Annotated in this window: 14 protein-coding genes, 1 other RNA gene and 4 pseudogenes; 2 read left to right on the top strand and 17 right to left on the bottom strand. The window is 43.8% G+C overall.

From position 1 onward, the window contains the following. Positions 1–100: 100 nt before the first annotated feature. The gene (locus tag HXT52_RS01540; protein WP_421776038.1) at positions 101–9,889 is read right to left on the bottom strand and encodes an InlB B-repeat-containing protein; all 9,789 of its coding nucleotides are present in this window, start codon (positions 9,887–9,889) and stop codon (positions 101–103) included. 369 nt (positions 9,890–10,258) lie between these two features. Here HXT52_RS01540 and ssrA point away from each other — a divergent pair. Then, positions 10,259–10,655, top strand: a transfer-messenger RNA (tmRNA) gene (gene ssrA, locus HXT52_RS01535). 115 nt (positions 10,656–10,770) lie between these two features. On the opposite strand, the gene HXT52_RS01530 is transcribed toward ssrA, so the two are convergent. The 13 genes and pseudogenes from HXT52_RS01530 to HXT52_RS01470 all read right to left on the bottom strand — a co-directional run. Next, positions 10,771–11,493 (bottom strand): HNH endonuclease family protein, encoded by a 723-nt coding sequence (locus HXT52_RS01530; protein ID WP_421776037.1) that lies wholly within the window; start codon positions 11,491–11,493, stop codon positions 10,771–10,773. A 1-nt stretch (position 11,494) separates the two neighbouring features. Then, entirely contained in the window at positions 11,495–14,083 is a 2,589-nt protein-coding gene (locus tag HXT52_RS01525; protein WP_421776036.1) for an ABC transporter, read from the bottom strand. A 269-nt stretch (positions 14,084–14,352) separates the two neighbouring features. Beyond that, complete coding sequence (locus HXT52_RS01520) at positions 14,353–15,057, bottom strand: ribonuclease HII (RefSeq protein WP_421776035.1); 705 nt, start codon at positions 15,055–15,057, stop codon at positions 14,353–14,355. 82 nt (positions 15,058–15,139) lie between these two features. Beyond that, a complete protein-coding gene (gene lepB / locus HXT52_RS01515) occupies positions 15,140–15,958 on the bottom strand; it encodes a signal peptidase I (RefSeq protein WP_308582252.1) in 819 nt (272 codons plus the stop codon). Between the two features lie 27 nt (positions 15,959–15,985). After that, positions 15,986–16,354: a 50S ribosomal protein L19 gene (rplS, locus tag HXT52_RS01510; protein ID WP_004127473.1), complete on the bottom strand. Its 369-nt coding sequence runs from the start codon at positions 16,352–16,354 to the stop codon at positions 15,986–15,988. Between the two features lie 257 nt (positions 16,355–16,611). Beyond that, positions 16,612–17,238 (bottom strand): annotated as a pseudogene (locus HXT52_RS01505) (AAA-associated domain-containing protein); the annotation flags it as partial. A gap of 62 nt (positions 17,239–17,300) precedes the next feature. Beyond that, a pseudogene (locus tag HXT52_RS01500) lies at positions 17,301–18,126 on the bottom strand (ABC transporter ATP-binding protein); the annotation flags it as partial. Positions 18,127–18,204: 78 nt separating this feature from the next. Next, entirely contained in the window at positions 18,205–19,953 is a 1,749-nt protein-coding gene (locus HXT52_RS01495) for an ABC transporter permease (RefSeq protein ID WP_421776034.1), read from the bottom strand. A 212-nt stretch (positions 19,954–20,165) separates the two neighbouring features. Continuing rightward, positions 20,166–20,312, bottom strand: coding sequence for a hypothetical protein (locus HXT52_RS01490; protein ID WP_176605909.1), 147 nt, complete (start codon positions 20,310–20,312; stop codon positions 20,166–20,168). Between the two features lie 94 nt (positions 20,313–20,406). Further along, positions 20,407–21,093: a non-canonical purine NTP pyrophosphatase gene (locus tag HXT52_RS01485; protein WP_410296210.1), complete on the bottom strand. Its 687-nt coding sequence runs from the start codon at positions 21,091–21,093 to the stop codon at positions 20,407–20,409. A gap of 24 nt (positions 21,094–21,117) precedes the next feature. Further along, entirely contained in the window at positions 21,118–21,879 is a 762-nt protein-coding gene (gene rph, locus HXT52_RS01480; RefSeq protein ID WP_004135504.1) for a ribonuclease PH, read from the bottom strand. A gap of 36 nt (positions 21,880–21,915) precedes the next feature. Further along, positions 21,916–22,143, bottom strand: a pseudogene (locus HXT52_RS01475) (ABC transporter C-terminal domain-containing protein); the annotation flags it as partial. A gap of 152 nt (positions 22,144–22,295) precedes the next feature. Next, positions 22,296–24,000 (bottom strand): annotated as a pseudogene (locus tag HXT52_RS01470) (ABC-F family ATP-binding cassette domain-containing protein); the annotation flags it as partial. A 96-nt stretch (positions 24,001–24,096) separates the two neighbouring features. Between HXT52_RS01470 and rnc the strand changes: the two are divergent. Further along, positions 24,097–24,891 carry a ribonuclease III gene (rnc, locus tag HXT52_RS01465; protein ID WP_032834702.1) on the top strand — a complete coding sequence of 265 codons (795 nt, stop codon included), beginning with the start codon at positions 24,097–24,099 and terminating at the stop codon, positions 24,889–24,891. Between the two features lie 80 nt (positions 24,892–24,971). Here rnc and rpmF read toward each other — a convergent pair whose 3' ends face one another. The 3 genes from rpmF to HXT52_RS01450 form a co-directional block, all read right to left on the bottom strand. Next, positions 24,972–25,166, bottom strand: a complete 195-nt coding sequence (gene rpmF / locus HXT52_RS01460) for a 50S ribosomal protein L32 (RefSeq protein WP_004127492.1) — start codon at positions 25,164–25,166, stop codon at positions 24,972–24,974. A gap of 122 nt (positions 25,167–25,288) precedes the next feature. Further along, positions 25,289–25,918, bottom strand: a complete 630-nt coding sequence (locus tag HXT52_RS01455; RefSeq protein WP_421776033.1) for a YceD family protein — start codon at positions 25,916–25,918, stop codon at positions 25,289–25,291. Further along, positions 25,919–26,953, bottom strand: a complete 1,035-nt coding sequence (locus tag HXT52_RS01450; RefSeq protein WP_421776032.1) for a hypothetical protein — start codon at positions 26,951–26,953, stop codon at positions 25,919–25,921. Between the last annotated feature and the right edge of the window lie 8 nt (positions 26,954–26,961).

Genomic DNA, 26,961 nt, shown 5'->3' with positions numbered 1-26,961 from the left:
TGTCTCCTATGGAATTCGGGCGACCCGGGTCGCAAAGCCCCAATAGCTAAGCGTGAACCGGAACCTTCGTTATTCTAGTCACCACCCTCGACGCATTTAGTTATTCTTTATCTTCACGCTTACGATGATGCTTTCCAACGAATCCAACTAAACCAACAGACGCTAACAGGCTGGCAATTATTGCAGATTGCGCAACATTACTACCAGTTTTAGCGAGCGCAGGCTTAGCAGGTGCAGGCTCAGAATGCTCTTTAGTCTCCGGCTTTTGTGCAGCGCAAGACTCAGAGTCGTTACACTCACAAACCTCAAAAGGCAAAACAGGAGCGCTAGGAGCAGAAGGAATAACAACTGGCGGCTGCGGAGCTGGCTGCGGCTCAGGCTCTGGAGTTGGCGGAGTTGGTACAGGCGCCGGAGACGGCTTTGCCGAATCCACTACGTCAATATACACAACAATCTCCGCACGACGCCCATACTGGTCAACAGTTGTAAACTTAACTTCCACTTTAGGCTTGCCATCCACAATCTTAGGCGTACCAGAAATCTTGCAAGTAGCGCCTGTGCAAGAAGGAAGAAGGCCATTAGAGCCGGGAAGACTATTAGGAGTCAACGCATTAATAGGACTATTAATACCATCTACACTAACAGTCGTATTCCCACTCGAATTCTCCGTTAAGTTTGTAAGCGTAAACGTTGCAGGAATACCCGAAACCGCAGAACTTCTAAACTCAAACATCATAGGCTTCATAAGCTCGAAATTTGCAGTAATAGTGATTTCTTTCTTTGGCTTAGCTGCAGGAATAGCATACAAATCCACACCAGCATCGTCAAAGAGCTTCTTCAAATCTTGCAAAGTCGAGCTACGCAAAAGCCTAATTTTAGCTGCAATATCAGGCCTTTCCTTTTCTTCTGCGACTTGCATAAGAAGCTCGCGCTGTTCTTCCGAAGCGTAATCTTCTTCGTTGACCGTAAAGTCTGGAATCTTAACATCTTCCTTAGCAGATTTTATAAGACTCTTGAAAGCTTCCAAGGAAGATTTGTGGCTAGCGCGAATAATACTAGCTACGTAATGTAAGCCGTTAATATCCGCAAACTGCGCTAACGCTTCTTTCTTCTTATCAAAAGTAAGCTTGTCATATTCAGCTAAGTCTATTCCATTATCCTTTAACTTATTACGCAAATCGGTTAAGGAATCATTAGACTTACTAATTTCGCCGGCAAGTTTTTCATTTCCAGCTTCTTTAGCAAGTTTTACAAGCAAAGCTTTTTCACGAGCATTCTCAACGATTTCATCAACATCAATGCCTTTTTCTGTAAGCATATTCTTAATATTTTGCAATGAACCGTTAGACTTACGAATTACAGAAGCTAAATCAGTATTACCCTTACTTTCTGCAATCCTAGCTAATTCTTCACGCTTAGCATTGTAGACTTGCTCCGCGCGACTCTTTCGCGCTTCGTTCAGCAGATTTTGCAAAGCAGCAAGCGTAGAGTTATGCGAATCACTAATCAGCTTTGCAACATAGTGCATTCCGTCAATCTTAGCCAAACGAGCCAAAGCTTCGCGCTCTTCTGCCGTAGCATAATGATTGTCTGTAACATCAATCTCATTAACAGTCCAATCCTTGAACACGTAACCATTATCTGCAAGCACATCTGGAACCTGCATAAGCAAATCAGTAGCGTCGTTTCGCACCCAATATACTGAAACTGGCTCGCCTCCAGCATTTTCAAGAGGCGATTTTTGCAAACTTCCGCCCTTGCCGGCTACGTACGTCACCTTCGTGTAGTTCTTTTCTATGAACTTAGCTGCAGCAGTGCCTTCAGCTGGCAAATCGTTATTTGCAATAACTTTTGGCAAAACGTACACGCGCACAGGCAACTTAGTTGTAACAGTTTTTTGTTTACCGCCAGAATCAGTTTCATCAATAGGCTTAGTGACATTCACCATAATTGTTGAAATTCCAGGCTTTGAAAGATCAACCGTAGAGCTATCATCTACAGATACACTCACTCTAGGGTCAGTGTTATGTACGAGCTTATTAATGTTTGGAATACCCTCACCAACGCCAATAACTGTTTCTGGAATCTTCACATCGTCAACGCCATTTTGCTCAGCAACGAAGATGTGCGGCTTGCTAATATCCCAATTGTCATGTAAGAGTATGTTTGACTTACGACTCTTTGCATCATACATTTGCCACTTTGTAAAACCGGAAAGCGTTGCAGCAGTGTCGCTTGCAACCTTCTTAGCAAACTTAATATTATCTTCTTTATCTTTTCCGTGACGAATATACAGCAGCTTTGGCTTATACGAACCGTCAGCCCACGTTCTGCCAAATCCTGGAAGGAATATGGTCGCAACGTAACCGTCTGGAATCTCGTCTTGCTGGGAAGCGTCAATTACGTTCTCTACGCGCTTATAAACCGCTTGATACGTAGTGTCAGCTTCATACGCACTTTTCAATATGCTTGAGCTTTGCAAAATTTCGTCTGACTTAACGTTATCAGTAGTAAGAGTCTCAGCACTACTGTTATCTTTTGTAAAGCTAGCAAGCTTCTTCCAACCAACGAACTCGTAATGGTATCCATCAGCGTCATAATCCTTGCCAATAGCCTGCGGTGCACGCACACCAGAAGTCTTGTTCGTATGTGCGTAGAACAAAGTGCGAGAACCTTTAGCCATAGTTCCATAACTATTATTCGTAATGAAGTTAACCTTCTTATACTCACTAGCTATTTTGTCATGCTCATTTTTATCATCTTCAGTTGGACTAGTGCCAAGATCATTTACATTTTCACCGTAAATCAAGTCGTGCATTACTTTAAGCTTGCCAACAGTCTTATAGTCAACGGTGTCCGCGTCACTATAAGTCACACTAACTATTAACGGAACAGTGTAAACGCCAGCTTTATCAATAGTTGGAGCAGTAGATGCATACTTTACATCAATTTTCTTAACATTTGGATTCTTATTATCGCCGTCAAAAACAGCATAATTAGCAATGTAATCTTTTGGCTCTGGAAGAGTACTTTTATCTCCACGAATTGCAAGCAAAGTATCATTTCTAGCATCTGGAGTAGCTAAAGGCTCCTGATCTGCCACGAACTCTTGGAATGATTCATTGACAATCCACTTGCCTTCAGACTCAGCAACATTTGGAATGGTGTCAACCTTAATACCATCGTTACGCATACTGCTTCTAGACCACTTACCAGTAGCACCAGTTAGCTGACTATTAAGCCAGTCTAATGCTTTACTTCCGTTTTTTGTAATCTTTTCAAGATCAGTACCCTTCTTTACGTAGAACACTTTAGGACCACTTGTGTCATCATTCCACTTTCGTCCTGGCGCAGGCTTGAAGATTGCAACTACAGCATCCTTAGGAACTTCACCGCCGTCGGACGAACTCGAGAAGTATTCAATCTTCTTGTAAACAGCGTGGTAAGTTTTGCCGGAATTATCGTCAACCTTAACATTAACATCTTTATAACGACCTTCAGAATCGATATCGTACTTCTGTTTTGGCTTCGGATTCTCAGTAGTCGGTTCTACAACCTTAGTTGCCCAACCCTTAAACACATAGTGGTAATTATCTCTGCTGTGATCCTTACCGAAAGCTTGCGGCACGCGGATTCTAACATCCTTACCTTTATAAACGTAAGCAGTAAGCGTAGTTGTTCCGACAGTAGAAGGAGTAGTTCCAGTCGTATCGTGACCAATAATAGTGCCTTCATCGTTCTTGCCAGTAAAGGTGATAGGCGCATACTCGCTAATATGATCCTTGCCGTAATCGCTTTTGCTGAACTTATCCCAATCGCTTGCATACACCAAATCTGGCAGAACGCGGTACAGCACTTCAGCTTCAGCTGGCTTTTCGCCGCCAAGCTTCACTTGCACTTTAATCTTGTGCAAGCCCGGAGTACTGTCAAACTTTTCGCCAGGCGCAAAGCTGAACGTAGCACCAGCTGGATAATCACCAGCATTGGTTATGAGCTTCTTAGCAGACTCGCCACTTGTAGTACTAATCTGTTCAGTTGGCGTAAGCACTTGCGGAGCTGCGGCAACAGGAGCTTTTAGCTTGAAGTTAGCAGTGTAAATTACTTCAGGGCTGTTCTGCTCTTCGGAGCGAATCGGCAAACGCGTTAAGCCGGAAGCATACTCAAGCTTCGTAGGGTCAGCACCATACGAACCGATTTGCGAAGTCCATCCAGCAAACTCAAATCCAGGCTTTGCTTTAAATGTTGGAAGCGGCATCTGGTATGCCTTCGTGCCCTTAATTGCGTCGTACACAAGAGCAGAGCCGTCAGCTACATTGTTTCCTTGCCAGTCAACAACGCTACCCATAGAGCCTTGGCCATCAGCCACTTTGAACACGTAGCGCGTGTAGTGATCCGGGCGATACGGAGGCTTCTCAGCATTAGGATTCTCAGCATTAGGATTCTCAGCAATATACTTGCGCTTAAGCACGCGAACGTCTTTATATTTGAAGGTGATTGTTTTTTCGCCAATCTGCTTGCCATCTTCGTCAGTAGCGTATTCAATATTCTGCTGCGTAGTTTCCGGCATAAAGCCTTCAATCGGCTTGTAGAACGCTACGTCGTACTTTCGATTTACAGAGCTAACTTCGCTTTCTGGAAGAAGATCCTTTTCTTTTCCGTCCTTACCAATAGTTACGTAACGAACCTTATACTTGCGCGTATTGTACGTTTGGTAAATAAACTCGCCAGTATTCTGGTTCTCAATGCTCGAGGCTTCAAAGCTTGTGAAATGCTTATCTGGGAAGTGCGTTTCGTCACTGTAGACTGCTTCCGCATTGTAGCGCAAATGCTCGCGCAAGCCGGAAACTGTTTGCTCGGAAACATGATCTACAAGATCAGCTTCTGTATGATTATTTTTAGCATTATTATACTGCTTAAACGTTACGCCTGGCTTTAAGAATATGTGCTTAAAAGTACCGTTGTAGCGAGTATCCTCAACCCACACTGCTTTAAGCGTTATATCTTCTACTATCTTGTTGCCAAAAGCGTACGGAGTATTAGCAGCTACTACCTGATCGCCCTTTTTAGCAAGCTCCCAGCCATAGAAGTCGTAGCCCTTGCGCGTTGGAATACTAATTTTCTTTTCGTCGAGCGAATCATAACGATTAACTGTCCTCGTTTCCTTTACGTCAGTATTAGGCTTCTCTTTACCGTCATTGCCGATTTGATTCATATTGTAATCAAGCGTTACAGTGTGCTGAATATTAGTTGGAAGACCCCACGCAGCGTAAAGCTTAATGCCATTGACTGGCATTGTAATATCTTTGTTTTCGCCATTTATAAACTGAGTGCCAGCCTGATCAAGAGCCCAGCCTTTAAACACGTAGTCTTTTGGCAAATTACTAGGGCGAACAATGGAGTACTTAGTACCATTAAGCGTGAAAGTATACTTGCCGTCGAACTGAGTTGCGGTGTTATTACCACCGTCCTTAGTTACAGAAGCATCGTAAGACTTAACGCTGCCTCCGTCGTAGTATAGCTTTTCGTCGTCGCCCGTCAATTTAGCGTTGCCGCGCTTAGTCAAGCTATACTCGAACGGCAGTTCTTCTGTAGCAGCGACATTATCTTTTGTTATAGCATTGCCGTCCGCATTATAAAACTGCACAGCGTACGACTGGCGCTTGTACTCGAGAGTTGCTATTTTATCAGAATCAAATTCTCTACAACCACTCTTATCACCAAAATTAAGCTTTTTTTCAAAACCAGCAACGTATTTACGGAACTCAAGATGATACTTCTTTTTAAACTCGTAATATTTCTTATATGCTGGATCAGTTTTAAGTCTTCTAGCAATCTCATCATTTAACTTTTTAAGAGCAAGTCCTCCATATTCATCGTTTTCGTCATAAGAATAATCAGGGACATGAAAATCTTCATCACCTCCTTCTTCTGGAACATCGTCTGGAGCGTCTTCACCTGTTACTTCTTCATAAAGCTCATGTACTTTGCCATAGAAGTCATCAAAATCGAGATCTTCATCAGCCTTAACACCATCTTTACGACTAATGTTTTTACTTGTAATATCAGTTATTTTTGACTCAAATCCTGCAATAGAAGGCGGAGTAAAGGTATAATCACTACTAAGCGTGTCATCCTTACTATAGGAGTCAGTAGAAAGCTCATACTTAATATTTTCGCCAGTATCTTTATTTTTTGCAGATGCAATACTCTGTTTTTTGACGATTACCTGTACAACACCAACATCACCTTTATCATAGGAATCAAGAATAAGTAGGCGCTGATTATCTTTTACAGTATACTTTTGCGCACTAGCATCTGAAGGTTTGTCACTAATCTGCGGAGCCTTGCCATCTTTATACATCCAATGGAATTTTGGATCAACAAATTCTTCTTTCGTTAAACGAAATGGAGGAGTATCACGATATGTACCATAAGTATCTCCATTAACATTTCCACCAATCAAAAAACCTAATGAAGAAATGTTACCATTATCCATAAAGTCTACTTCATCTGAATTAGGCCAAACATCAGTAAGACTCTGCCCGTAACGAACCTTTACACGGTAACCATCATGATCAACTTTGCTAGTTACTTTATTAAAACTATTACCATACGTGTAAGTAGATTCGTTGTCTAACTTGCTCGAACAATCACCGCCGCCAGCGTAGCAGTAGCTAATCGTCTCACCTTTGCTGTTCTTTTTATGTATAACAGCATTCTTACCGCCCATACCATTATTACTGTTCTTAGGAGCAGCAAAAATAAGCTCGTACTCTTTGCGATCGTAAACTAAGTTAAGAGTGTTGTTTAAGTCGTCCGCGCAAAGCTGCGATTTACTACGTTTGCCTAAATCTGGGCGACCCGGCACAAAATCATGTTGCTCACTGTTAAGTTCTTTAGTAAGCTCCTTATTCACATGGAAGTAGCGCGTGAATTTATCTTTATAAACTCTTTCGCCCTTAGCATTTACAGTATAATTGTTCGGATCGTCAGGATCGTCAGTATTGTACCCGTCTAAGTTTGTTACATGCGTATCGTTCATCCAGTTGAACTTTGAAATTAAGCCGTCTTTGTATTTATTCGCTTTTGTACCCTGCAGCTCTTCTCTAGTTAAGCCAAGCTCCGGGTTCTTTACATAATCAGTTTCGCTTGCGCCATTAAGCTTACTAGCATCATCAACAACGCCAGCGTCATTCATCTTATCAAGCGCAACGTCGCTATCAGTCTTCACATTCTTGCGCTCAACAAGACCAACAAAGTCGTAATTTGCAAGCGAATTCGGATGCTCTTTATCAACCAAATCCGCCTTTTGCACCCACACGTTCACACGGTAGCTAGTGGCAGCGTTAGCTGACCAAGCTGCGCGGAATTGCACATTGTGATCCGGCATCTTGTAGTTAGTACTAGTTCCTTTAATTAGTGGACCACTAGAACTACTATCTCCAGGTTTTACTACCTGCCATCCAAGGAACGTATGACCACGATACGTAGGTTCTGGAACTGGAGGCACTTTCTGGTCATAATACACTTTTTGAGCAGTAACATCCGTGCCGCCAGCAGAATCGTAAGTAACTTCATAGGCCTTACGGTAGTAGCGAAGGTTCAAAACAAGCTTGTCTTTTTCATCTTCAGAATCCGAAAGCGGCGAACTAATAAGATTATGTTCCGGTTCGTAGCCTGGAATATACGTTGAAACAGCTGTTACATCCGAGCCAACTGTGCCCGTAATCTCCGTAACGTGTATAACTTCTTTAGTTGTTGTAACTTTGCCATTCTTTTCTTTAATTTTATGTTCTACAACAATAGGCTTGCCAATATTAGGCGCTTCTTTAAACTCGTTCTTATTGTCAATTTGCTGCACCAAGTGACGCACATAGTACTTAGCTGTTTTAGGAGCGTAGTTTATGTTCAGCTCGCCGTAGTACTGAATGCCATCGTCCGAACCTGACTGCGTAGACGATGGATTCTGCGAAGATTGAGCACTGTTGTTGCCACCAACAGCCGGCCTTTTCTTCACAGCGTAATCAGTAATCAGCTTCTTGCTTAAACGCAAGTAGCGAACAGCATCAGCATCTGTACCGTCGTCAATAACAAACTTGCTTTTATCTCCCTCACCTTTTTTAACGTAGTACTGGTAATCACCAGAATGATATACGGACGGGCGGTATCCAGCAGACTTTGGAAGCTCAATGTATTCGTAACTATTAACATCGTCAAGCTTATTCAACTTTTCAACGTCAATCGTAAGCTCGTACGGCTGCACAAGCTGCTTATTCGCAGCGCCGCCAATCGTGTAGCGAATTTGCAAATTGTACGTGACTTCCGGCTTTTTGTCGGTTTGTACCTGTGTGTTGGCTTGCTCTTGGGTTTTCGCCTCTGGATTATCTGTATTCGGCTTAATTACCTGGCTATTTGGATCAGTTGCTGTATTAGTTGTGCCAGCGTTTGGAGTGCCAGTGGTCGGTGTGCCAGCGGCAGGTGTAGACGTTGAAGCAGGTGAAGACGTTGGATTATTGCTCGGCGTAGAAGCAGACCGAGGCTCTGAAGGTGTTGAGCCAGGAGCTGAAGGCGTAGCGCTTTTATCTTCGCCTGTGGCGTCTGTAGTTGCACCTTCTGCACTGCTTTGCGAACCTTGTGCATTGGTTTGCGAACCTTGAGCAGAGCCTTGCACAGAGCCTTGCGAACCTTGCCCTTGTGTATTGCCTTGTGCAGTTGTATCTACACTTGAGCTCGCTGCAGTTCCAGCACCAGCGTTAGATGCTGTACTTGTTGAAGTTACAGGAGTAGACGGTGTAACTGTATTAGCTGCAGGGGTACCAGACGGTGCAGGTGCATTATTTGCAGGAGCCGCAGTCGTAAATGCAGGCGCATTATTTGCAGAAGATGCAGCAGGAGATGCAGGCGCGCTTGTTGTTGTAGTAGGTACACTACTCCCGCTATTATCACCACCGTTATTCTCAGCAGACCTAGGCTTACGCACTTTTGGTGTATTTACATTACTTACTGTATGCGCATTTTCTGGCTGCTCAGATGCAGTCTGCGCATTTTCAGCTGAATTAACCTCTGCAGGCTTAACGCCACCAGCATTTGTTTCCGGCTTATTTGCTTCTGCCGGCTTCGTTGTAACTTGTTTCGCAGTAGGAGTAGATTCTGGCTTTACTTCTGCCGTATTCTTTTCATCTTGTTTTGCAGTTGGCGCTGATTCTGGCTTTGTAGTCGGCTGCACAGGTTGATTCACTGCAGGAGTATCAACTGGCTTTACTTCTGACTGCTTAACTTTCGCAGTCTCAGAGGACTGAGCACCAGCTGGCGGATTAGCCGATTCAGTAGCACTTGCTGTATTTTCTGAAGAATTAACATTTGCCTTTGAGTCGGAAGTTGTATTTTTAATTTCAGACGTCTTTGTAGGCGTAGCAGACTTATCGCCATTAAAATCCTCAGAAGAAATTGCAGGCTGCGTATTCTGAACGTTCTCAACATTTTCACGCTGCTTTTGCGCTTCAATCGCACGCCGCGCAATTTCCACAAAAGCCTTAGTCTGCCTGCTTTCTCTTCTAGCTCCCACACCCCAACGAAGCATGTTAAGCTCTTGCGATCGCAAATTACCCTTGCCGGCTTTACTAACAACATTTGCACTATCAACAATATTTTGCTGGTTGATTTGCAATGCAGAAGCGGCAGCGGACGGAAGCATCATGGCTAAAGTCGAAGCAACAGCAACGCCAGCAACACCGCGATTGAAACGAGCAGGCTTTACTGCCGTAGCCTTTAGCGACGTAGTCTTTTTGGCGTTCACAGCTTTTTTAGCATTAGGATTTTTATTAGCTTTCTCAGCCTTATGAAGCGCTTTTTTAACTGATACACCACGCAAATCCTTGCTAGCAGCCATTACTTCTCCTTAATCCAACCAATACAAATTTGTAAAATATTACGCACAAATCTCATATAAATTATAACTTATATACAATACACCTGTAGAGTATGCATTCACGAAATAAACAATTGCTTAATATGCTTAAAAGTAATAAATAAGCAAATCCACACAATTCATTAAATCTTCAAAATGTCATATCATATCTACATGCCATAGCATTATACCCCCCCCCATCAAACTTTTATAATTATCCTTTTATGCAATCCGTATCATATATATATATATAGAAACTCACTCATAGTAACTTACACATAGCAGCCGCACAGAATATGTTGTACTATAGTAAAGTCTGCTTTAACGCAGCGAATATTTGAAAATTCAAAAGGGGTCGATCGGTTTCGACGGCGATCTGTTCGCCGCGGGGAAGCGTGCCGAGAATGCGAAAGTCCACTCGTAAACGTCCTTTCGCAAAAGAATAAGTGCTAAATCTAATCGCACTGAGTTCGCTCTCGCTGCCTGAGCTTCGCGCCAGGATTAACCAGTGAGCAGCTGCTCCGTTCACCCACTCACGTCTTCGGGGTGGTGCTGAACGTCATTAGAAGACTTGCTTGAATTGCCGGGCTGCAGGGCAATTCAGGGACTTTTACTGTAGATATGCTCGCCATGAATTGTCTGCGATAACATGGGGGCAGAAAAACTGCCGCACGGCCAGCAGACTACGCACGTAGAAGACCGAGGGTACGATCACCGGACCGGGGTTCAATTCCCCGCGACTCCACAAACGCAAAAACGCCACTGCTCTACCATCGCTAACGCAACAGGTAAACAGTGGCGTTTTGTATTCGCGAGCGCTAAGGCGACATAAACTACTCACCACTGCGCTGTTTATGCCGCATTCACATTGGTAGCCCTTGCGCCCCGCAATTGTGCAATACAGCCAGCATGTTCTGCTTCTCGTCACGCGTTACAGTAAGCCCATACTTATATTTGACAGCAATTTGACGAGCCACATATTCGCATCTAAATGATTTGTTAGAAGGAAGCCAGTACGCTGCAGAAGCAGATCCTTTTTCTTGATTTGCCGCGCCTTGCACAGCAAGTAAATTAAGCATATCGTTGCCAAATTTTAACCTTTTTGAAGCATTCCAATTCCAAGCCCCAGATTCCCAAGCGTTTTGCAAAGCAACAACGTGATCTATTTGCACCAAAGCGCTGGTTTTACGGCCACGTACGAAATTAATATCCAATCCAGTGTACGGATCATGAAGAAGCCCTGAGCGCACTTTGCACGAGCCAGCGTACTTGTATTTCACGTTTCGCAAATCGCGAGCTAAAACATCTTCTCTAACATCGCAACCGTTGCCATCTTCATCCGTAGTGCGATACCCAAATACTTGACGCTCGTAGCCTTTGTGATACGGTTTCGCTACACGAAGCTTTTTAAGCGCTTTAGCTGCATCTCCACTCGCCTCATACTCACCAGTAATCTTGCCTACATTGTTACTAATCTTTGGCAAGAGCAAGCCAACAGCAACGCCAATTAGTACAGCAAGTATAATCATCCAAAAAATTGCAGCTAACTGTCTTTTTGAAAATTTACGCTGCTTGTGCCTATACATACTATTTACCAGATGCTCCAGCTGCTGCAGCTGCCCCACCAGCCGCTTTACCAGCTTTACCAGCTTTACCACTCGTTCTTACCATCGAAGGTATACGCTGCAAAACAACGTCAATAACTTGCTGAATCATAATCACAAGCAACACCATTGCCATAACAGCATATACTGTGCTCCATGCTGGAAGATTCGTTGGAACAGGATGAATAGTATTTGCCACAACCAGCGCCGCAGCAGCAATACTTGCCAACGCCAAAGCTAGTATAAACGACGAGATGCCGGCTATTTTACGTGCTAAACGCATGTCTTGTTGCGAAACTTTTTTCATTGAAGCAATCATTCTATTTACACAATGCTCACCTTGACGGAAAGCAAGAATCTCATCAATACCAAGCTCAATATCGTTCACTTCGCACTCAACATCATTCTTTTCATAACGAAGCTTATTTACAACATGTTTTGAACGAATAAGCAAGTATCTAGGCAGCACAAACACAATAATCAAGCATGCTGCAATCGCAATATAAGATAAGTTTTTGTTGAAATAGTAAAGCACAACAATTAGCGGAATAACAGCGCAAACCATTCCAACATTCATACTTATATGAGCCTTATGCCAACGCTCGTTATGAATGTCTAAACCTGCAAAAGAAATCACAAGAGTAAAAGCTCTAATAGCCATGCATAAAACAGCAACCATAACGCATTGTTGCATTACAAAACCAAAGATTGGTCTGCCAGCAACAGCAAACATTGCAGAAACAATAGTTACAGGAATACACACTGTTGCCGCAAAATTAAGTGCTGTAATAAACGTAGAAAGAATAGCAAAAATAGCGCGCTTAAACTTGGAAATGTTACGCTTGCTAGATTCGGAAATAATAGCAGAAATAGGTGCGATATTTTTTATTTGCACACTTGCTTGCGATTTTTGAATTTCGCCCGACTTATTATCCAAAATATGCCTATAAGATTCCACAGTAACTTTAGCATCCGCAGAAGTGCAACCCGCATCGTTAGGCATTAAAACTATTACAGTTGCAGAGCGCGCAACTCTACGCAAAATCTTAATAATTTTTTCGGCTTCTGATTCACTAATATCTTGCGCACAATAGTCGAAAATGTAAACAGGAGTGTGACGAAGTAAAGCGCGCGCAAGAATAATTCGACGAATAATATCTTCCGGATTGTATGCTGAATCAGGATTATTTAGCAAACGATCAATAGGAATATCTAATCCGTCATAATCTGCATAAACAACGCCATCTACTCTAGCAGCTCGCAAAGCATCCCACATAGCAGTAGTTGTTGCATTTGGAGCAGCAAGAAGTAAGTTTTCGCGCAAAGTCATGGAAAACAGGTGACTTTTTTCGCTAACAACAGTAACAATATCTGCAAGAGCACCATAAGTAGCATCATTTAGAGAAAGATACGAAGAATTGCCACCTTCCCCAAAAGTATCAAGCGAAACAAATGGAGAATCATCATCTTCCTGAACTTCGTAACGATCGCTATAAGACAGCAATACGTCGGCGTTTTTGTTAAACCCAGTTCCAGAAAGTATGTACGAGTGCATATCAGACTGATATTTGCTTGGAACTACTTGAAGCTCACCAGAGCGCGCAACTATAGATAGACGCTCAAATTCGTTATTATTACTACCATTGCGTTTAATATCGCAGCGCATGCGCAAAGCAATATTCGTAGAACCATCTGGCAAAGATAATGTTGAACCGTCATCACTAAAAGCTATTGGAGCGTTAGAATCTGTTACAGTACGCAATAAAGACTCAACGTGCTCCATTCCAAGCACAGCATCACGAATAACATGCATATACTTGCTAACAGCTCTAAACGGCTGGACACTAAGCATTAGCAAAGGCATTGTTAGCAACGCTGCAGCAAGACCAACGCCTTTTACACTAGATAACCAAACCGTAGCAACAATCGCTATTGCAGCAATAACATAAGAGCACAACGCACTAACGCAACGCCAAAATGCATAACGCATAAGCAAAACTAGCACAAGAGACGCAATATTAAACATTGCAGATATAGCGCAAATGCCAGCAATAGCAGGATTTACCGTGCATAGCACAGCAGAAATAACTACTGGAATAGGAATAGCCGCAACGATTTGAGGCACAAGAACGGCAATAAAACGCTGAATTGCAGAAATATCGTCATTTACTGAAAAATTTACAAAATCTCCAGTTTCTTCAATATTTGCAGATCTTAAAGATAGCATTGCATGAAGCATTTTTGGACGCAAACGCATTGCAACACGCGACTCAATATCTGTTTGCATAGTCAAAGACCAGTGAAAAGCCACGTATTTTATAAGAATAATAGCAACTAAAGCAATAATATACGAAGTAAATTCAACAGAACTCATTAAAGAAGTTCCAACTGAACGGACCGGGCGAAGAACTGGAGAGAGCATTCCAACACAAACGTAAGCAAATGCAATATTCATAAGATAAGAAATCGCTAGGCACGCCGACCTTAAAGCAACTAAATGCTTAATTCCTGGAACGAACGCAAAACAGCGATTTATCATCTCCTGATCCTTTTCTTCATTACGAATACTCATTGCAAATTTTTCCAAAAATAAGTTCCCCCACCGCTTTTAAGATTACGCTTCACACACACCATCAACACGCCGACTACCGCTAAATTATGCTGATTTTAAGCCGTTCTTGAGCTTTGAAACATTCGCCAAAAAGGCAATTTAACATTTGCGTAGATTTAGCAAGAACAATCTACACTTATTAAAACTTGTTTATAAATTCACTTGTTTATAAATTCACTTGTTTATAAATTCACTTGTTTATAAATTCACTTGTTTATAAATTCACTTGTTTATAAATTCCAAGACAGTCTGTGCAAATCGCTAGGCCCTACTTCTTTAATTGCGTTTCGATGAGATAACGAACCGTAGCCTTTATTATGCGCCCAATCGTAGGCTTCATATTGCGGTTTTTTAGATAACATCACCATAAGATTATCTCTTGTAACTTTTGCCAAAACTGCAGCAGCCGCAACACTTGCACATTGACGATCTGCCTTCACAAGAGTATGCACTTTTACAGGAATCGGCACAAATGGTGCGTCAAAAGTGTTGGCAACTTTATCAATGTAGTCGCATGGACCATCCAATATTGCTGCAATACGAGGGTTTTCTTTTTTACTTATTTGAATATCTTCCTCGACTTTTGCAATTGCTTTCAAAGCAGCAACTCCAAGCGCGTAACTAATACCCCACTCATCTATTTCTTTATTAGTACAAGATCCAACAGCCCAAGAAGTACACCATTTTTGAAGAGGATTAAATAAGTCTTCTCGACGACGCTCAGTAAGTAGTTTAGAATCAGCTAAACCTTCAGGAATTGTTTGCGCTTCGATTTGATTTTTACAAATAGCGGCAGCTCCAACCATTACCGGACCTGCAAGAGATCCGCGGCCAACTTCATCTAGGCCAATAATCCAATCATAACCTTCGCAAAGCAAGCTTTTTTCATTATCGAGAGATGGCGTAAGAGGTATTTTAGAAGATTCTTTCGGCATAATTAAGACTTTACTTGCATAAGTTTAATTTACAAGTTTAATTCGCGGTTTAATTTCGGATTAGTTGTTGTTTAATTTCGGTTTAATTCGCAGATTTGCTTGGAACATCGTCAAAAGCATCATGATGCTCGTCCAAAAAACCAATTCGATCTAAAGGCCACGTACGGAACACTGCAACGCCCTCGATTTTAGAAATCGGCACCAAACCATCGTCCCCATCGTTACGATGGTAGCGAGAATCTGCAGAATTAGCGCGATTATCTCCAAGAACAAAAACATGCCCAGCTTTAACCTTTACCTTAAAAGGAAAAGCACTTGGGTCAACACCAGGACGAATGTAAGCAGATTCGCGAACCGGAACACCGTTAACAGTAACAGGCTCCCCTGCTCCCTTACATTCCACAGTATCTCCAGGCAAACCAATAAGACGCTTAATCAAATCCTTGCCAACTAAACCATTAGAAGATTCTCCACTTAGCCAATGAGCAGGATCTTCAAAAACTACAATATCTCCTCGATGCAAAGGAAATACTCTAGGAGTTAGCTTTGATGTAACAACGTAATCACCAATGTGAATAGTGTCAAGCATAGAACCGGAAGGAATAGTGTACGCGCCGAGCAAAAACAGGCGAATAATTAACACTACAAAAACTGGAATACCAAACCAAACTAAAGCGTCTTTAAGAGAAAAATGATCTCCGCTTTTTTGATTACGAGCATGAGCAAAACGTTTGATATTTCGGCTCTCTTTACTATTTTTTTTGTTTTTTCTATTTTTCCTAAAACCACCAAAACCGGAAGGCTCATAACCTTCCGGTTCAGGTGGAACCGGTGAAGGATCTACGCCATGACCCGCTACAGCAACGATGTGAGTATCGCTAATTTGCGTGCCATCAGACATAATTTAATCCTTCACTTTAAGGTTGATTTACTTAGCAGCGCTGTTATCACGACGCTCGGCAATACGAGCAGCCTTACCACGCAAAGCGCGCAAGTAGTAAAGCTTAGCGCGACGAACGCGACCGCTACGAACCAGCTTAATCGAATCGATAGCTGGGGAATGAAGTGGGAAACGACGCTCAACACCAGTACCGAAGCTCACCTTACGCACAACGAAAGTTTCACGCACGCCAGCACCCTTACGAGCAATCACCACACCGGTGAAGGTCTGAATACGAGTGTTGTTACCTTCCTGAATCTTAACGTTAACGTCAACAGTGTCGCCAGGACGGAAAGCTGGGATTTCCTCAGCTGCCTTAAGATGCTTAGCATCAAATGCTTCTACAGCATTTACCATAATATTCCTCCATCGCCGCCGCATACCGACGCATAGTAAGCGTTAGCAGCAAATGCGCTACGCAATTTTCCCCAAAAAGTTCGCTTTTTAGGGGGCTTTCGATCCGCGCAATCTTAAATAAGAAGCGACTAGACCTAAAGATAAAAGAACTATGCGGCATCCTTTTATCGAAAGCATACAAGTATCAAATTTATGCACAATAATGGACATTATTAATGAGCAGTATTGCACACTATTTCAAGCTATTTCAAGCTATTTTAGCGTGCAACACCGTCCAAAGGAGCAGTTTCAACAGTACGAGTCAACTCGTCATCGTCGGCATCGTAATCAAACAACTCACCATAACGACCCCAGCTAATCGCAATATCAAACTGCTGACGAGCAAGCGCATCCGTATGCTTACTGCGCAACAAATCCAAAATCAACTCGCCACGAAGCTTACCGTTGCGGTTACGACTCAAAGCCTGATCAATTGCGTGAACAAGAGGCGCATGCTCAATAGCTAGTCGCGCAAAAACTTGCTTACTGTGCAAAATGTCGGCGTTATGCCATTCTTCACCAGCAGAAGTAATAGTAATATGGCCGTTTTCTGCGGTAAGAAGATTAAGCATTGTTCCAGCATCAACAAGCGGGAACAAATCGTCGATTTCAAACGACAAGTCTGCTGCCAAATCAGCCAAATCAATTCCGTCTGGATTTTCTGAAATAACGTCAAGCAAACCTGCCATACCGCCTGGGGTTGCGTTTGGAAGCAAACGAACCGACACAGGCTCTGTCTTCGCCTCTCCAGATTCGGCTTCATCTTCGCCTTGCTTGTCTTCATCCTCATCGTCATGATGACGCTGAATAAGCATATCTGCAATTGCTGCAGCTTCGTTATCTTCAGCATCCTCAGTATCTGCAGCTTGAGTTTGGTTCTGCAAATCATTAGACTGTGAACTCTCCTGCTCAGAAGCACTTTCCGGAGCAGAACCGGTCAAAATAGCGTACAGATTATCAACCATCGCCTCAAATTCAGCACTGTGCTTATCTCGAGGGCGAGGCAAATCAACCTGAACGTCTGCAATTAAATGACCTGGATGTGAACCTAAAACAACCACACGGTCAGCCATTTGCACAGCTTCTTCAATATTGTGCGTAACAATAAGCACAGACTTAATATCGCGCTCCTCGCTAGACCAAAGCTTAAGCACTTCCTGACGCAAGTTTTCTGCAGTAAGAACATCGAGTGCGGAGAACGGCTCATCCATAAAAAGCGCATCCGGTCGCAAAACCAACGCACGCGCAATACCTACGCGCTGACGCATACCGCCGGAAAGCTCCTTTGGGTAAGCTGTTTCAAAGCCGTCCAAACCGATTGCGTCAATTGCAGCGAGCGCAAGTTCAGTGCGCTTTTCTTTGCTAACACCTCTAGCTCGCAAACCAAGCTCCACATTGTCTTGCACGGTAAGCCACGGCATAAGAGCAAAGGTTTGAAATACGATTGCAACCCCCGGGTTTGGGCCTGTAAGCTCACGACCACGATACGTTACTGTGCCTTCTGTTGGCTGCACAAGACCAGCCATTGTGCGAAGGAAGGTTGATTTTCCAGCACCAGAACGTCCCAAAATTGCTACGATTTCGCCTTCTCGAAGAGTGAAAGAAATATCGTGCAAAACATGCTGAGTTGTACCGCTGTCGGAAGTGAAGCTTTGACTGATGTGCTTTGCGTCGATAATATCGCTTGTAATTGAGGATTGCACTGTTTTTGCATTGCTTTTCAAAGTATTCATAATTTTGCCAATCTGTTTTATAAAATTTGTTATTTTAGCTGATTCAGTTAGATGATTTAATTAGTTGATTTAATTCAGCTAATTCAATACGTAGCGTTTTTCGGAAATACGTTGTAGAGGCGACCAGAATAGTCGATTACTTAAAACAACAATTAAGCTCATAACAGTTACACCAACCAGAGTGCGAGCAGTATCTCCCATAGTAGTTGCGTTGGTAATATAAGCACCCAAACCTGCAGTAGACATATGATGCTTACCGTATTCAACGATTTCCGACACAATCGAAGCGTTCCAAGCGCCGCCTGCAGCTGTAATACCGCCAGTGCACCAAGAACCGAAAATAGAAGGCAAAATAAGCGTCTTCCAACGTAAAACTCGAGCCAGCCTAAAGCTGCGTGTCATTTCACGCAAATCATCTGGAATAGCGCTAGCGCCAGCAATAACATTGAAAAGAATGTACCATTGCGTGCCAAGAGCCATCAAAATAATACTTCCCCAACCCAAGTCAATGTGCCAAGCCATAAACAAAGCCATTGCAAATGGGAATATAAAGTTTGCTGGGAAGCTGGCAAGAATCTGCACAATAGGCTGCATAATTCTAGAAATCTTTGGATTCATGCCAATTAAAACACCAACTGGAACCCAAATAAGCGAGCTAATAAGAATCAAAACAGCAACTCGCACAAAAGTAATTCCGCCAAGCATGCCTGCTGTAATAAACTCTTGCAATCCTGCAGTTGTATGCACAAAGTAAAGCATATGCACTACACCTGCTGCAACAATAAGGAACATTAAAACGTTAAACGCCCAGTCGCCAAACTTGCGCTGCGAAGCTTTATGAGGCCACTTAGCTCCTGTGCAGCCAAGCGGACGAGTAATCTTTTCTAGCCACTCTCTAATTGGCAAGAAAAGCTTGCTAATAACCTCATCCGCGTGAGAATGACGAATAAGCGTCAAAATAGCGCTGTGACGCTCATCGTCCGAAGCGCTCTGCGTAATGCGGAAACGCTCAGCCCATGCAGTAAGTGGCTTCCACAAGAAGAAGTCAAGCGCCAAAACAACCACAACCATAGAAGCAATTGCCCACCAAATATTCCCGAGCTTATTATCTGCAGCAGATTGTGCAACAAAGCTACCGATGCCAGGAAGAGCATAAGTGTGATTATTAACGGAAATCATTTCCGAAGCGGTAAGGAAGAACCATCCGCCACCAACAGACATCATGCAGTTCCAAAGCAGCGGAATCATTGCGTTTGGCATATCTAACACCCAGAAGCGCTGCCAATGCGTAAGTTGCAGGCTACGAACCGCCTCGTCCAACTCCTTCGGCTCGCTGAGCAACGAACGGTGGAAGGAAAAAGTCATATTCCATGCTTGGCTTGTAAAAATAGCGAAAATCGAAGCCGCTTCAACGCCGAGCATCGATCCAGGGAAAATCACCAACCAAATGGTAACAGTCGCCGAAAGGAAGCCCAGAATTGGCACAGACTGCAAAATATCCAAAAGCGGAATAAGCACCTTGCCAAGTCTTCGACTTCGAGCTGCAAGAGAGCCATAAACAATAGTAAAAATAAGAGATGCCACTAGCGCAAGAAGCATACGAAATACTGAGCGCAAAGTGTAGTAAGGAAGATTAATTAAGTCGGTAGACACTTTAGAAGGAATACCGCTTGGGCCAATCGGCTGATTTATGCGCTGAATAAGGAAAGCAGTTACGCCAAAAACAGCAATAATGCCTACGCACACAATAATATCGGACCAGAAGCGAGTGTTCTCGTCAACCTGTGCGCCTGCGCCTTCCTTGCGCGAAGTTGTGAATACGGTCATAATAAAGTCCTCTGATAGGAGCTAAAGGTTTATTGCCTTTACTTATATTTTCTTAAATCTTTTTCAGATTTAGTTGCAGATCTATTCTTAGATCTATTTTCAGATTGATTTATGTAGCCGTATCACCATTGATTGCTTTTTAGGCTCAAAAAATTGCAACTTACTTTTTATTTTTGCAAGTTTCCAAGTAAGTTTTGCAGATTTCGTAAGTTTTATTTTTGCAATCTTTGCAACCTAAATGCGGTGATTGCCGGCTTCATATATTCAGGAGGAACGTCCGAACTACTACTGCCAATAGTGTCAGAACCTTCACTCGTAGTGCGAGTACTAGAATTATGACTGTTACTGTCATGTTTCACGGCAAATCACCTCCTTAACGCCGTGCTAATTATAAATAACGATTAAACCTGTGTCAAGGCACACTACGCGCAGAGGAATCTTAAACAAAGCTATTTATTCTGTAATAAACAAAGCTTGTAATTCAGGCAACAAAGCTCGCAAAGCGTGACCGCGGTGAGAAATACTATTCTTCTCTTCCTGAGTAAGCTCAGCGCTAGTTAAACCTTCCATTTGAACGCCGTTACGAATAGGCTGCTCGTCTGGAACAAAAATAGGATCGTAACCAAAACCGTTAGTTCCGCGCTCTTCGCGAAGAAGATGACCAATCATCTCCCCCATTCTAACCGTTTCAAAACCGTGAGTGTGCAGCATAACACTGCCTTCAGGAACTTCGCTACAAGCATCTGGAATAGCAAGAGCAGCAGCACAACGAAAACGCGCTGTTAAGAATCGATCCGGAATATCCGAAAGCTGCTTAAGAAGAAGAGCATTATTAGCTTTATCGTCACCATGAACTCCGCTCCAACGAGCAGACAAAATTCCAGGAGCGCCGCCCAAAATATCAACAATAATACCGGAATCATCCGCAATAGCAGGCAAGCCAGTTCTTGAAGCAACATCTCTAGCTTTAAGCAACGCATTCTGCTCAAAAGTAACTCCGGTTTCCACAGGATCGGGCAAACCAAGAGAACCAGCAGTAATCAGTTCAAACCTATCTGCTAGTTGAGCTAACTGTTCAGCTAAAATACGCTTAATTTCAACGAGTTTTCCCTCATTATGTGTTGCCACAACAAGTTTCACGCCCGCTCTCCTTCAATCTGTTTATTATTTGGCTAAAGCAGCTTTTTGCGCTTTCTGCAGCTCACGATTACCTTTTGTTGCTAAATCAAGCAAAGTATTTAATTCGTCGCGATTAAACGGACGATGCTCAGCAGTTCCCTGAATTTCAATAAACGTGCCAGAACCAGTCATAGCAACGTTCATATCTGTCATAGCCTGACTGTCTTCAACATAAGGCAAATCAAGCATAGGCGTGCCATTAATAACACCAACCGAAACTGCCGAAACAGCATCTTTAAGAACGCTTGCAGCGGAACGAATATGACCATTCTTTTCCGCCCAATTAAGCGCATCTACCAATGCTACGTAAGCTCCAGTTACGGAAGCTGTGCGAGTTCCGCCATCTGCCTGCAAAACATCGCAGTCGATTTGAATCTGGCACTCGCCCATTGCTTTCATATCGACAACTCCGCGCAAGCAGCGACCAATAAGACGACTAATTTCATGCGTGCGACCGCCAATTTTTCCGCGCACAGATTCGCGGTCGGTACGCTCAGCAGTAGCTCGAGGAAGCATAGAATATTCGGCAGTCACCCAGCCTAAGCCGGAATCCCTGCGCCAACGAGGAACACCAACAGTAAAAGTTGCAGTGCACATAACGCGCGTATTTCCGCACTCAATAAGCACAGAGCCTTCAGGAACGTCAGTAAATTTACGTGTAATTCGCACAGGGCGAAGCTCGTCAACTTCACGACCGTCTACGCGAATTGGTTTTACAGATTCCAGCATATCCTTGATTTGAGCCATAACTCACAAATTTAGCACGTGGCTGTTATCTTCTAATCACTGCAGCTGCTCAGAAAGTTCCATCCACTCTTCTTCAAGATCACTAGTTTCTTGCGCATTCTGCTGCAATTCTTCGTTAAGAGCTTGAAGACCTACGAAGTCGCTCGGATCGTGAGAAGCCATTTGAGACTCAATATTTGATTTTTGATCTTCAAGTTTTGCAAGTTTTCGCTCAATTGCTGCCACGCGTCTTGTGGCATCATGGTAGGCTTTACCAGTAAGTTTCGGCGCACTTACTGAAGACGCACTTACTGTACTTTCTGCAGCACTAGCAGCACTTTCAGCACTTTTCGCACTTGCTGAATTTATTCCGCTACTTCCGTTACCATTTTGCACTTTTGTAGAATTAATATTATTTTCGTGCTCGCGTTGCAATTTTTCTACAATCTGCAAATACTCGTCTACACCGCCAGGAAGATGACGAATTTTGCCGTCAATAAGCGCAAACTGCTGATCGGTTACGCGCTCAAGCAAGTAGCGATCGTGCGAAACTACAATAAGCGTGCCAGGCCACGTGTCAAGCAAATCTTCCATAACAGCCAGCATGTCGGTATCTAAATCATTACCAGGCTCGTCCATAATCAGCACATTTGGCTCGTTTAGAAGAATCAAAAGCAGTTGCATGCGTCGCTTTTGACCGCCCGAAAGATCCGCAATCGGCGTCATAAGCTGCTCAGGCTTAAAACCAAGACGCTCCATAAGCTGACCGGGAGTAACTTCTTTCCCGTCAATAATGTAGCTCGGTTTATAGCGGCTTAAAACTTCCTTAACCTTATATTTTCCAAGCTTTTCAAGCTCTTCAAGGCGCTGCGAAAGCACAGCAAATTTTACAGTTTTGCCAATGTTTACGCGTCCAATCGTAGGTTTTAGCGAGCCGTCAATAATGCTTAATAGCGTTGATTTTCCGGCACCGTTTGCGCCAACAATTCCAAAACGATCTCCAGGGCCGATTAGCCATGTTGCATCGTCGAGAATCATGCGGCCGGTAATAGTTTTTCGTTCTGCTGCAGCAGTTTCCGGATTTTCTTCAGAAAGATTTTCTTGATTTTCGTCGACTGCAATCGTAACGCTTCCTACGTGAGTTGGTTGCGCAAAAGCAGATTCTACAATGTCAACTTTATTTGATTTTTCTGAAGTAGCAGCACTTTCTGCAATATCCGGATCAATATTTTTTAGCTGATTAGCATCGTCAAAAATTTGCGTAACATCAATCAAATCAACAACTTGCTTGCCAAGACGAGAAGTTGCCATTTTCTTCAATTCCAAAGTATCACGCATTGGAGGCACGTCTGCAATAAGCTCGCGAGCCTGCTTTACATGGAACTTCTGCTTAGTTGAACGCGCACGAGCACCCCTAGAAAGCCACGCCAACTCTTTTCTTGCCAAATTTCTGCGACGCTCCTCGCGCACATCCGCCTGACGCTCGCGCTCAACTCGCTGAAGCATGTACGCACTGTAGCCGCCTTCAAACGGATCTATTACGCCGTCGTGAACTTCCCACATAGATGTGCAAACTTCATCTAAAAACCAGCGATCGTGAGTAACAATCAAAAGCGCGCCCTGGCCGTCCTGCCAGCGGTGAAGAAGATGCTCTGCAAGCCAGTGAATTGTTACAACGTCCAAATGGTTCGTAGGCTCGTCTAAAGCCAAAATATCCCAGTCGTGAAGAAGCAATCTTGCCAAATCCGCGCGCCTACGCTGACCGCCGGAAAGCGTACCAACTTTTGCTTCCAAATTGATTCCGCCAAGAAGAGCTTCTACGATTTCGCGCGAGCGCGGGTCTGCAGCCCACTCGTAATCCTCGCGATTTTCCAAAGCAGCCTTACGCACAGTTGCGTTGTCATCTAAAGGATCACGCTGGTCGAGCATGCCAAAAGTAAGCCCTCCGCGCTTAGTTACGCGCCCGGAATCAGGCTGCATTTTGCCGGCAAGCATGCGAAGTAGCGTTGACTTTCCGTCACCATTTTTACCAACAATACCGATTCTGTCGCCTTCAAAAACGCCTTGAGTTACGTCTGTAAAAATCGTTTTTGTAGCAAACTCTAGCGAAACTCGTTCTAATCCCAAATCATACGTAGGCATAATGCATAAATATAGCTGCAGACTTCTACGAACAGATTTAATCTAACTTGATCTAAAAGCGTGCGTGTTGGCAATGTGGACTATAATAGTGCTGTTATGAAGACTCAAAATAATCAAGAAAATCAGCACAATACGAAGAGTGCGCATAAAGCAAGTGGAGTTTTAAGATTAGACGACGGCGAGGCTCGCGCTGGGGACCCAACTCAGGAGCTTTTAGACGCTTTAGGCACAACTATTTCTCCGGATCTTTTGGTAGAAGCGCTTACGCATCGCTCGTTTTCGCACGAGCATCCAGGTACTAGAAATTATGAGCGACTTGAGTTTTTGGGAGATGCTGTTTTAGAACTCGTGTCTACAGAAACGCTATTTTCTGCGCATCCAGATATGACTGAAGGTCAACTTGCGAAGATGCGAGCGAAAGCTGTGTCTGAATGGGCGCTTTCTGCTGTTGCGCGCGAAAAGCTGCATGTTGGGCCGTATATTTTGCTCGGCCGCGGCGAAATGGAGCAGGGCGGAAATAATAAGGATTCGATTCTTTGCGATATTGTTGAGGCGCTTATTGGCGCAACTTTTGTTGAACACGGTATTGATGAAGCACGCGCTGTGGTGCATCGTTTGATTGATGACACTTTGGCGGAAGTTTTAACAGAAGGCCCAGCGCTTGATTGGAAGACTTCGCTTACGGTTAAGGCGCACGATATGGGCTTAGAAGATCCTGAGTATCGTATGGCTGTTTCTGGGCCTGAATATGCTCCAGTTTTTGAGGCGCGGGCAGTTCTTGCACACAAGGACGGCGACGAAGTGTTGGGAGTTGGAAGCGGATCTAGCAAACGTAAAGCGCAACTTGCTGCTGCTGAAGTCGCTTGGCACGCGCTCGACGCGCGTAAGTAACACCCACCCCTCACAGCCACAATACGCAAATAAAAAGAAAACCCTGCCACCCGTCGATGGCAGGGTTTTTTCAATACAACCTAGTTGTTGTGCGCCGAGCGAATAGCTTCGCGGTACACACGACCGCGGAAGGTTCCGCAGGATGGGCAAGCCATGTGTGGGAATGCCTCAGAACCGCAGTTCGGGCAAGTCACAGTCTGCACGGCAGACGCCTTCCAATTAGCGCGACGCGAATGCGTATTAGCACGCGAGGTCTTGTATTTAGGCAGTGCCATAGTTTTTCCTCTATTTCGTTCAAACGATTGAGCTTAAGCGTTCTGTATATTACAGCACGCACCGTACAATTGCGTAATTTGCTCGCAATCTAGCGCGACATAAACTGCTCACGCGAGTAAAATTAATGCCGTTTTTCAGCATTCTCAAGTTGCGCTTTTAATCCTTCCAAAGCCGCGAATCGAATATCAGTAACATCGTGATGATGCTCTGGATGCTCGTTAAGATTTTCGCCACACTGAGAGCAAAGTCCGCGGCAATCTGGCTCACACAACGGCTGCAAAGGAAGCTCGCTTACCATCGTGTCGCGAATAAGCGCCTCAATATCAGCAAAATCGCCGCCACCAACCAGCGGATACACGTTTCCCGACTCGTCATTATCTTCCCAAATTTGAGATTCGTCTTCGTCAACATCTTTGCGGTTCTTACGATTATCCGCATGTTGCGAGCGCTCATCTACATAAGGGAAGAAAACGCACACATCTACTTTCCAATCACGACGAAGCGGCATCAAGCAGCGAGTGCACTCGGCGTGCACTGGAGCTGTAATACTTCCCTGGAACATTAGGCCGTCAACAACAGCATCAAAGTCACCATCAACATGCACGTCACTGCCTGGCTTTACACCAATAACGTAATCTCCAATACCTTCCGGAGCTGGAAATACGCGGTGCACAGCCATGCTGCTACCAGCGCGCGCAGCCATTTGCGCTACTGGAATCGCCCATGGTGATTGGGAAGGATGCGAAGTCATTTAATCATTCCTTTCTTCTTCGTCGTTATTATCGTATAAAGATTCTTTAATCTCGTCTTGTGCTCTCTTTGCAGCCCTGCGTCGCTCTTCTAACACTCTGCGACCAGCTTGCACGTCTTGTTCCAACTTATCGAGCTGCGTCTTTAAGCCTTCCATAACATTCGCACAATACTGATCTGCACCCTGGGTGAGCTTGTCTGACTTAGCTTGAGCAGTATCGAGAATATCGCGAGCTTTCTGCTTTGCCAAAGCTGTAACGTTTTCTTGACCTGCCAAGAATTGCGCACGCTCCTGAGCTTCTTCAATAATTTCTGCAGACTGCGACTGAGCAGAAGAAACAATGGAATTTGCTTGAGCTTGAGCCGTGCGCAAGCGTCGTTCCGCTTCACGCATTAATGCAGACGCGCGTTCCAACTGAACTGGAAGCATATCTTTCAAACGAGCTAACTGATCAACAAATTCGTCGCGATCAATTTTTACCATTCCAGCAGCAAATAACACGTTTTTTGCTTCCGAAAGAGTTGTTTCCATGGAGTCAATAATGTCGTAAACAGTAGTAAATTCTGCACGACTCTTTGAACGTACTTCGTCACTTACTTTAGTTGTTTGCGCAGCTAAAGGAGCTTCATCTTCTTCAAAATCTATTGCACCGCCGTCTTCACGCTCTCGCAAATCCGGTAGAGGAAAAGCAGAAAATGCCGATGCTGCAGAAGCTTTTTTGTCACTTTTATCTTTACTTGCCTTATCTGCTGCAACGTCACGAACATCATTCGCATCAGAAACATTTCCAACTGCTGCAACAGATGAAGTTTCTGTGTTATCAGCATCTAAATCAACTAGTAAATCACCTTTAGGAAGATTCTGCTCTTCAGCAGCTGTTGTATTTATAACCTCATCTTGTGCATCTTCTTCGTCGGCAAGAATAGGATGAAGCGGCAGTTTTGCGTTATCTTCAGCGCGATTTTCCTCTGCTTGCTCGCTCACAATGCTGGATAATCCAGAGGTTTCAGTGTTAAGTTCATCTTTATTTGTCATTTCTACTC

The sequence above is a fragment of the Gardnerella sp. KA00288 genome (assembly GCF_049244085.1).
Classification (GTDB): domain Bacteria; phylum Actinomycetota; class Actinomycetes; order Actinomycetales; family Bifidobacteriaceae; genus Bifidobacterium; species Bifidobacterium greenwoodii.
The sequence above is the reverse complement of the archived record's forward strand: the minus strand, read 5'-3'. Positions and strand labels throughout refer to the sequence as shown.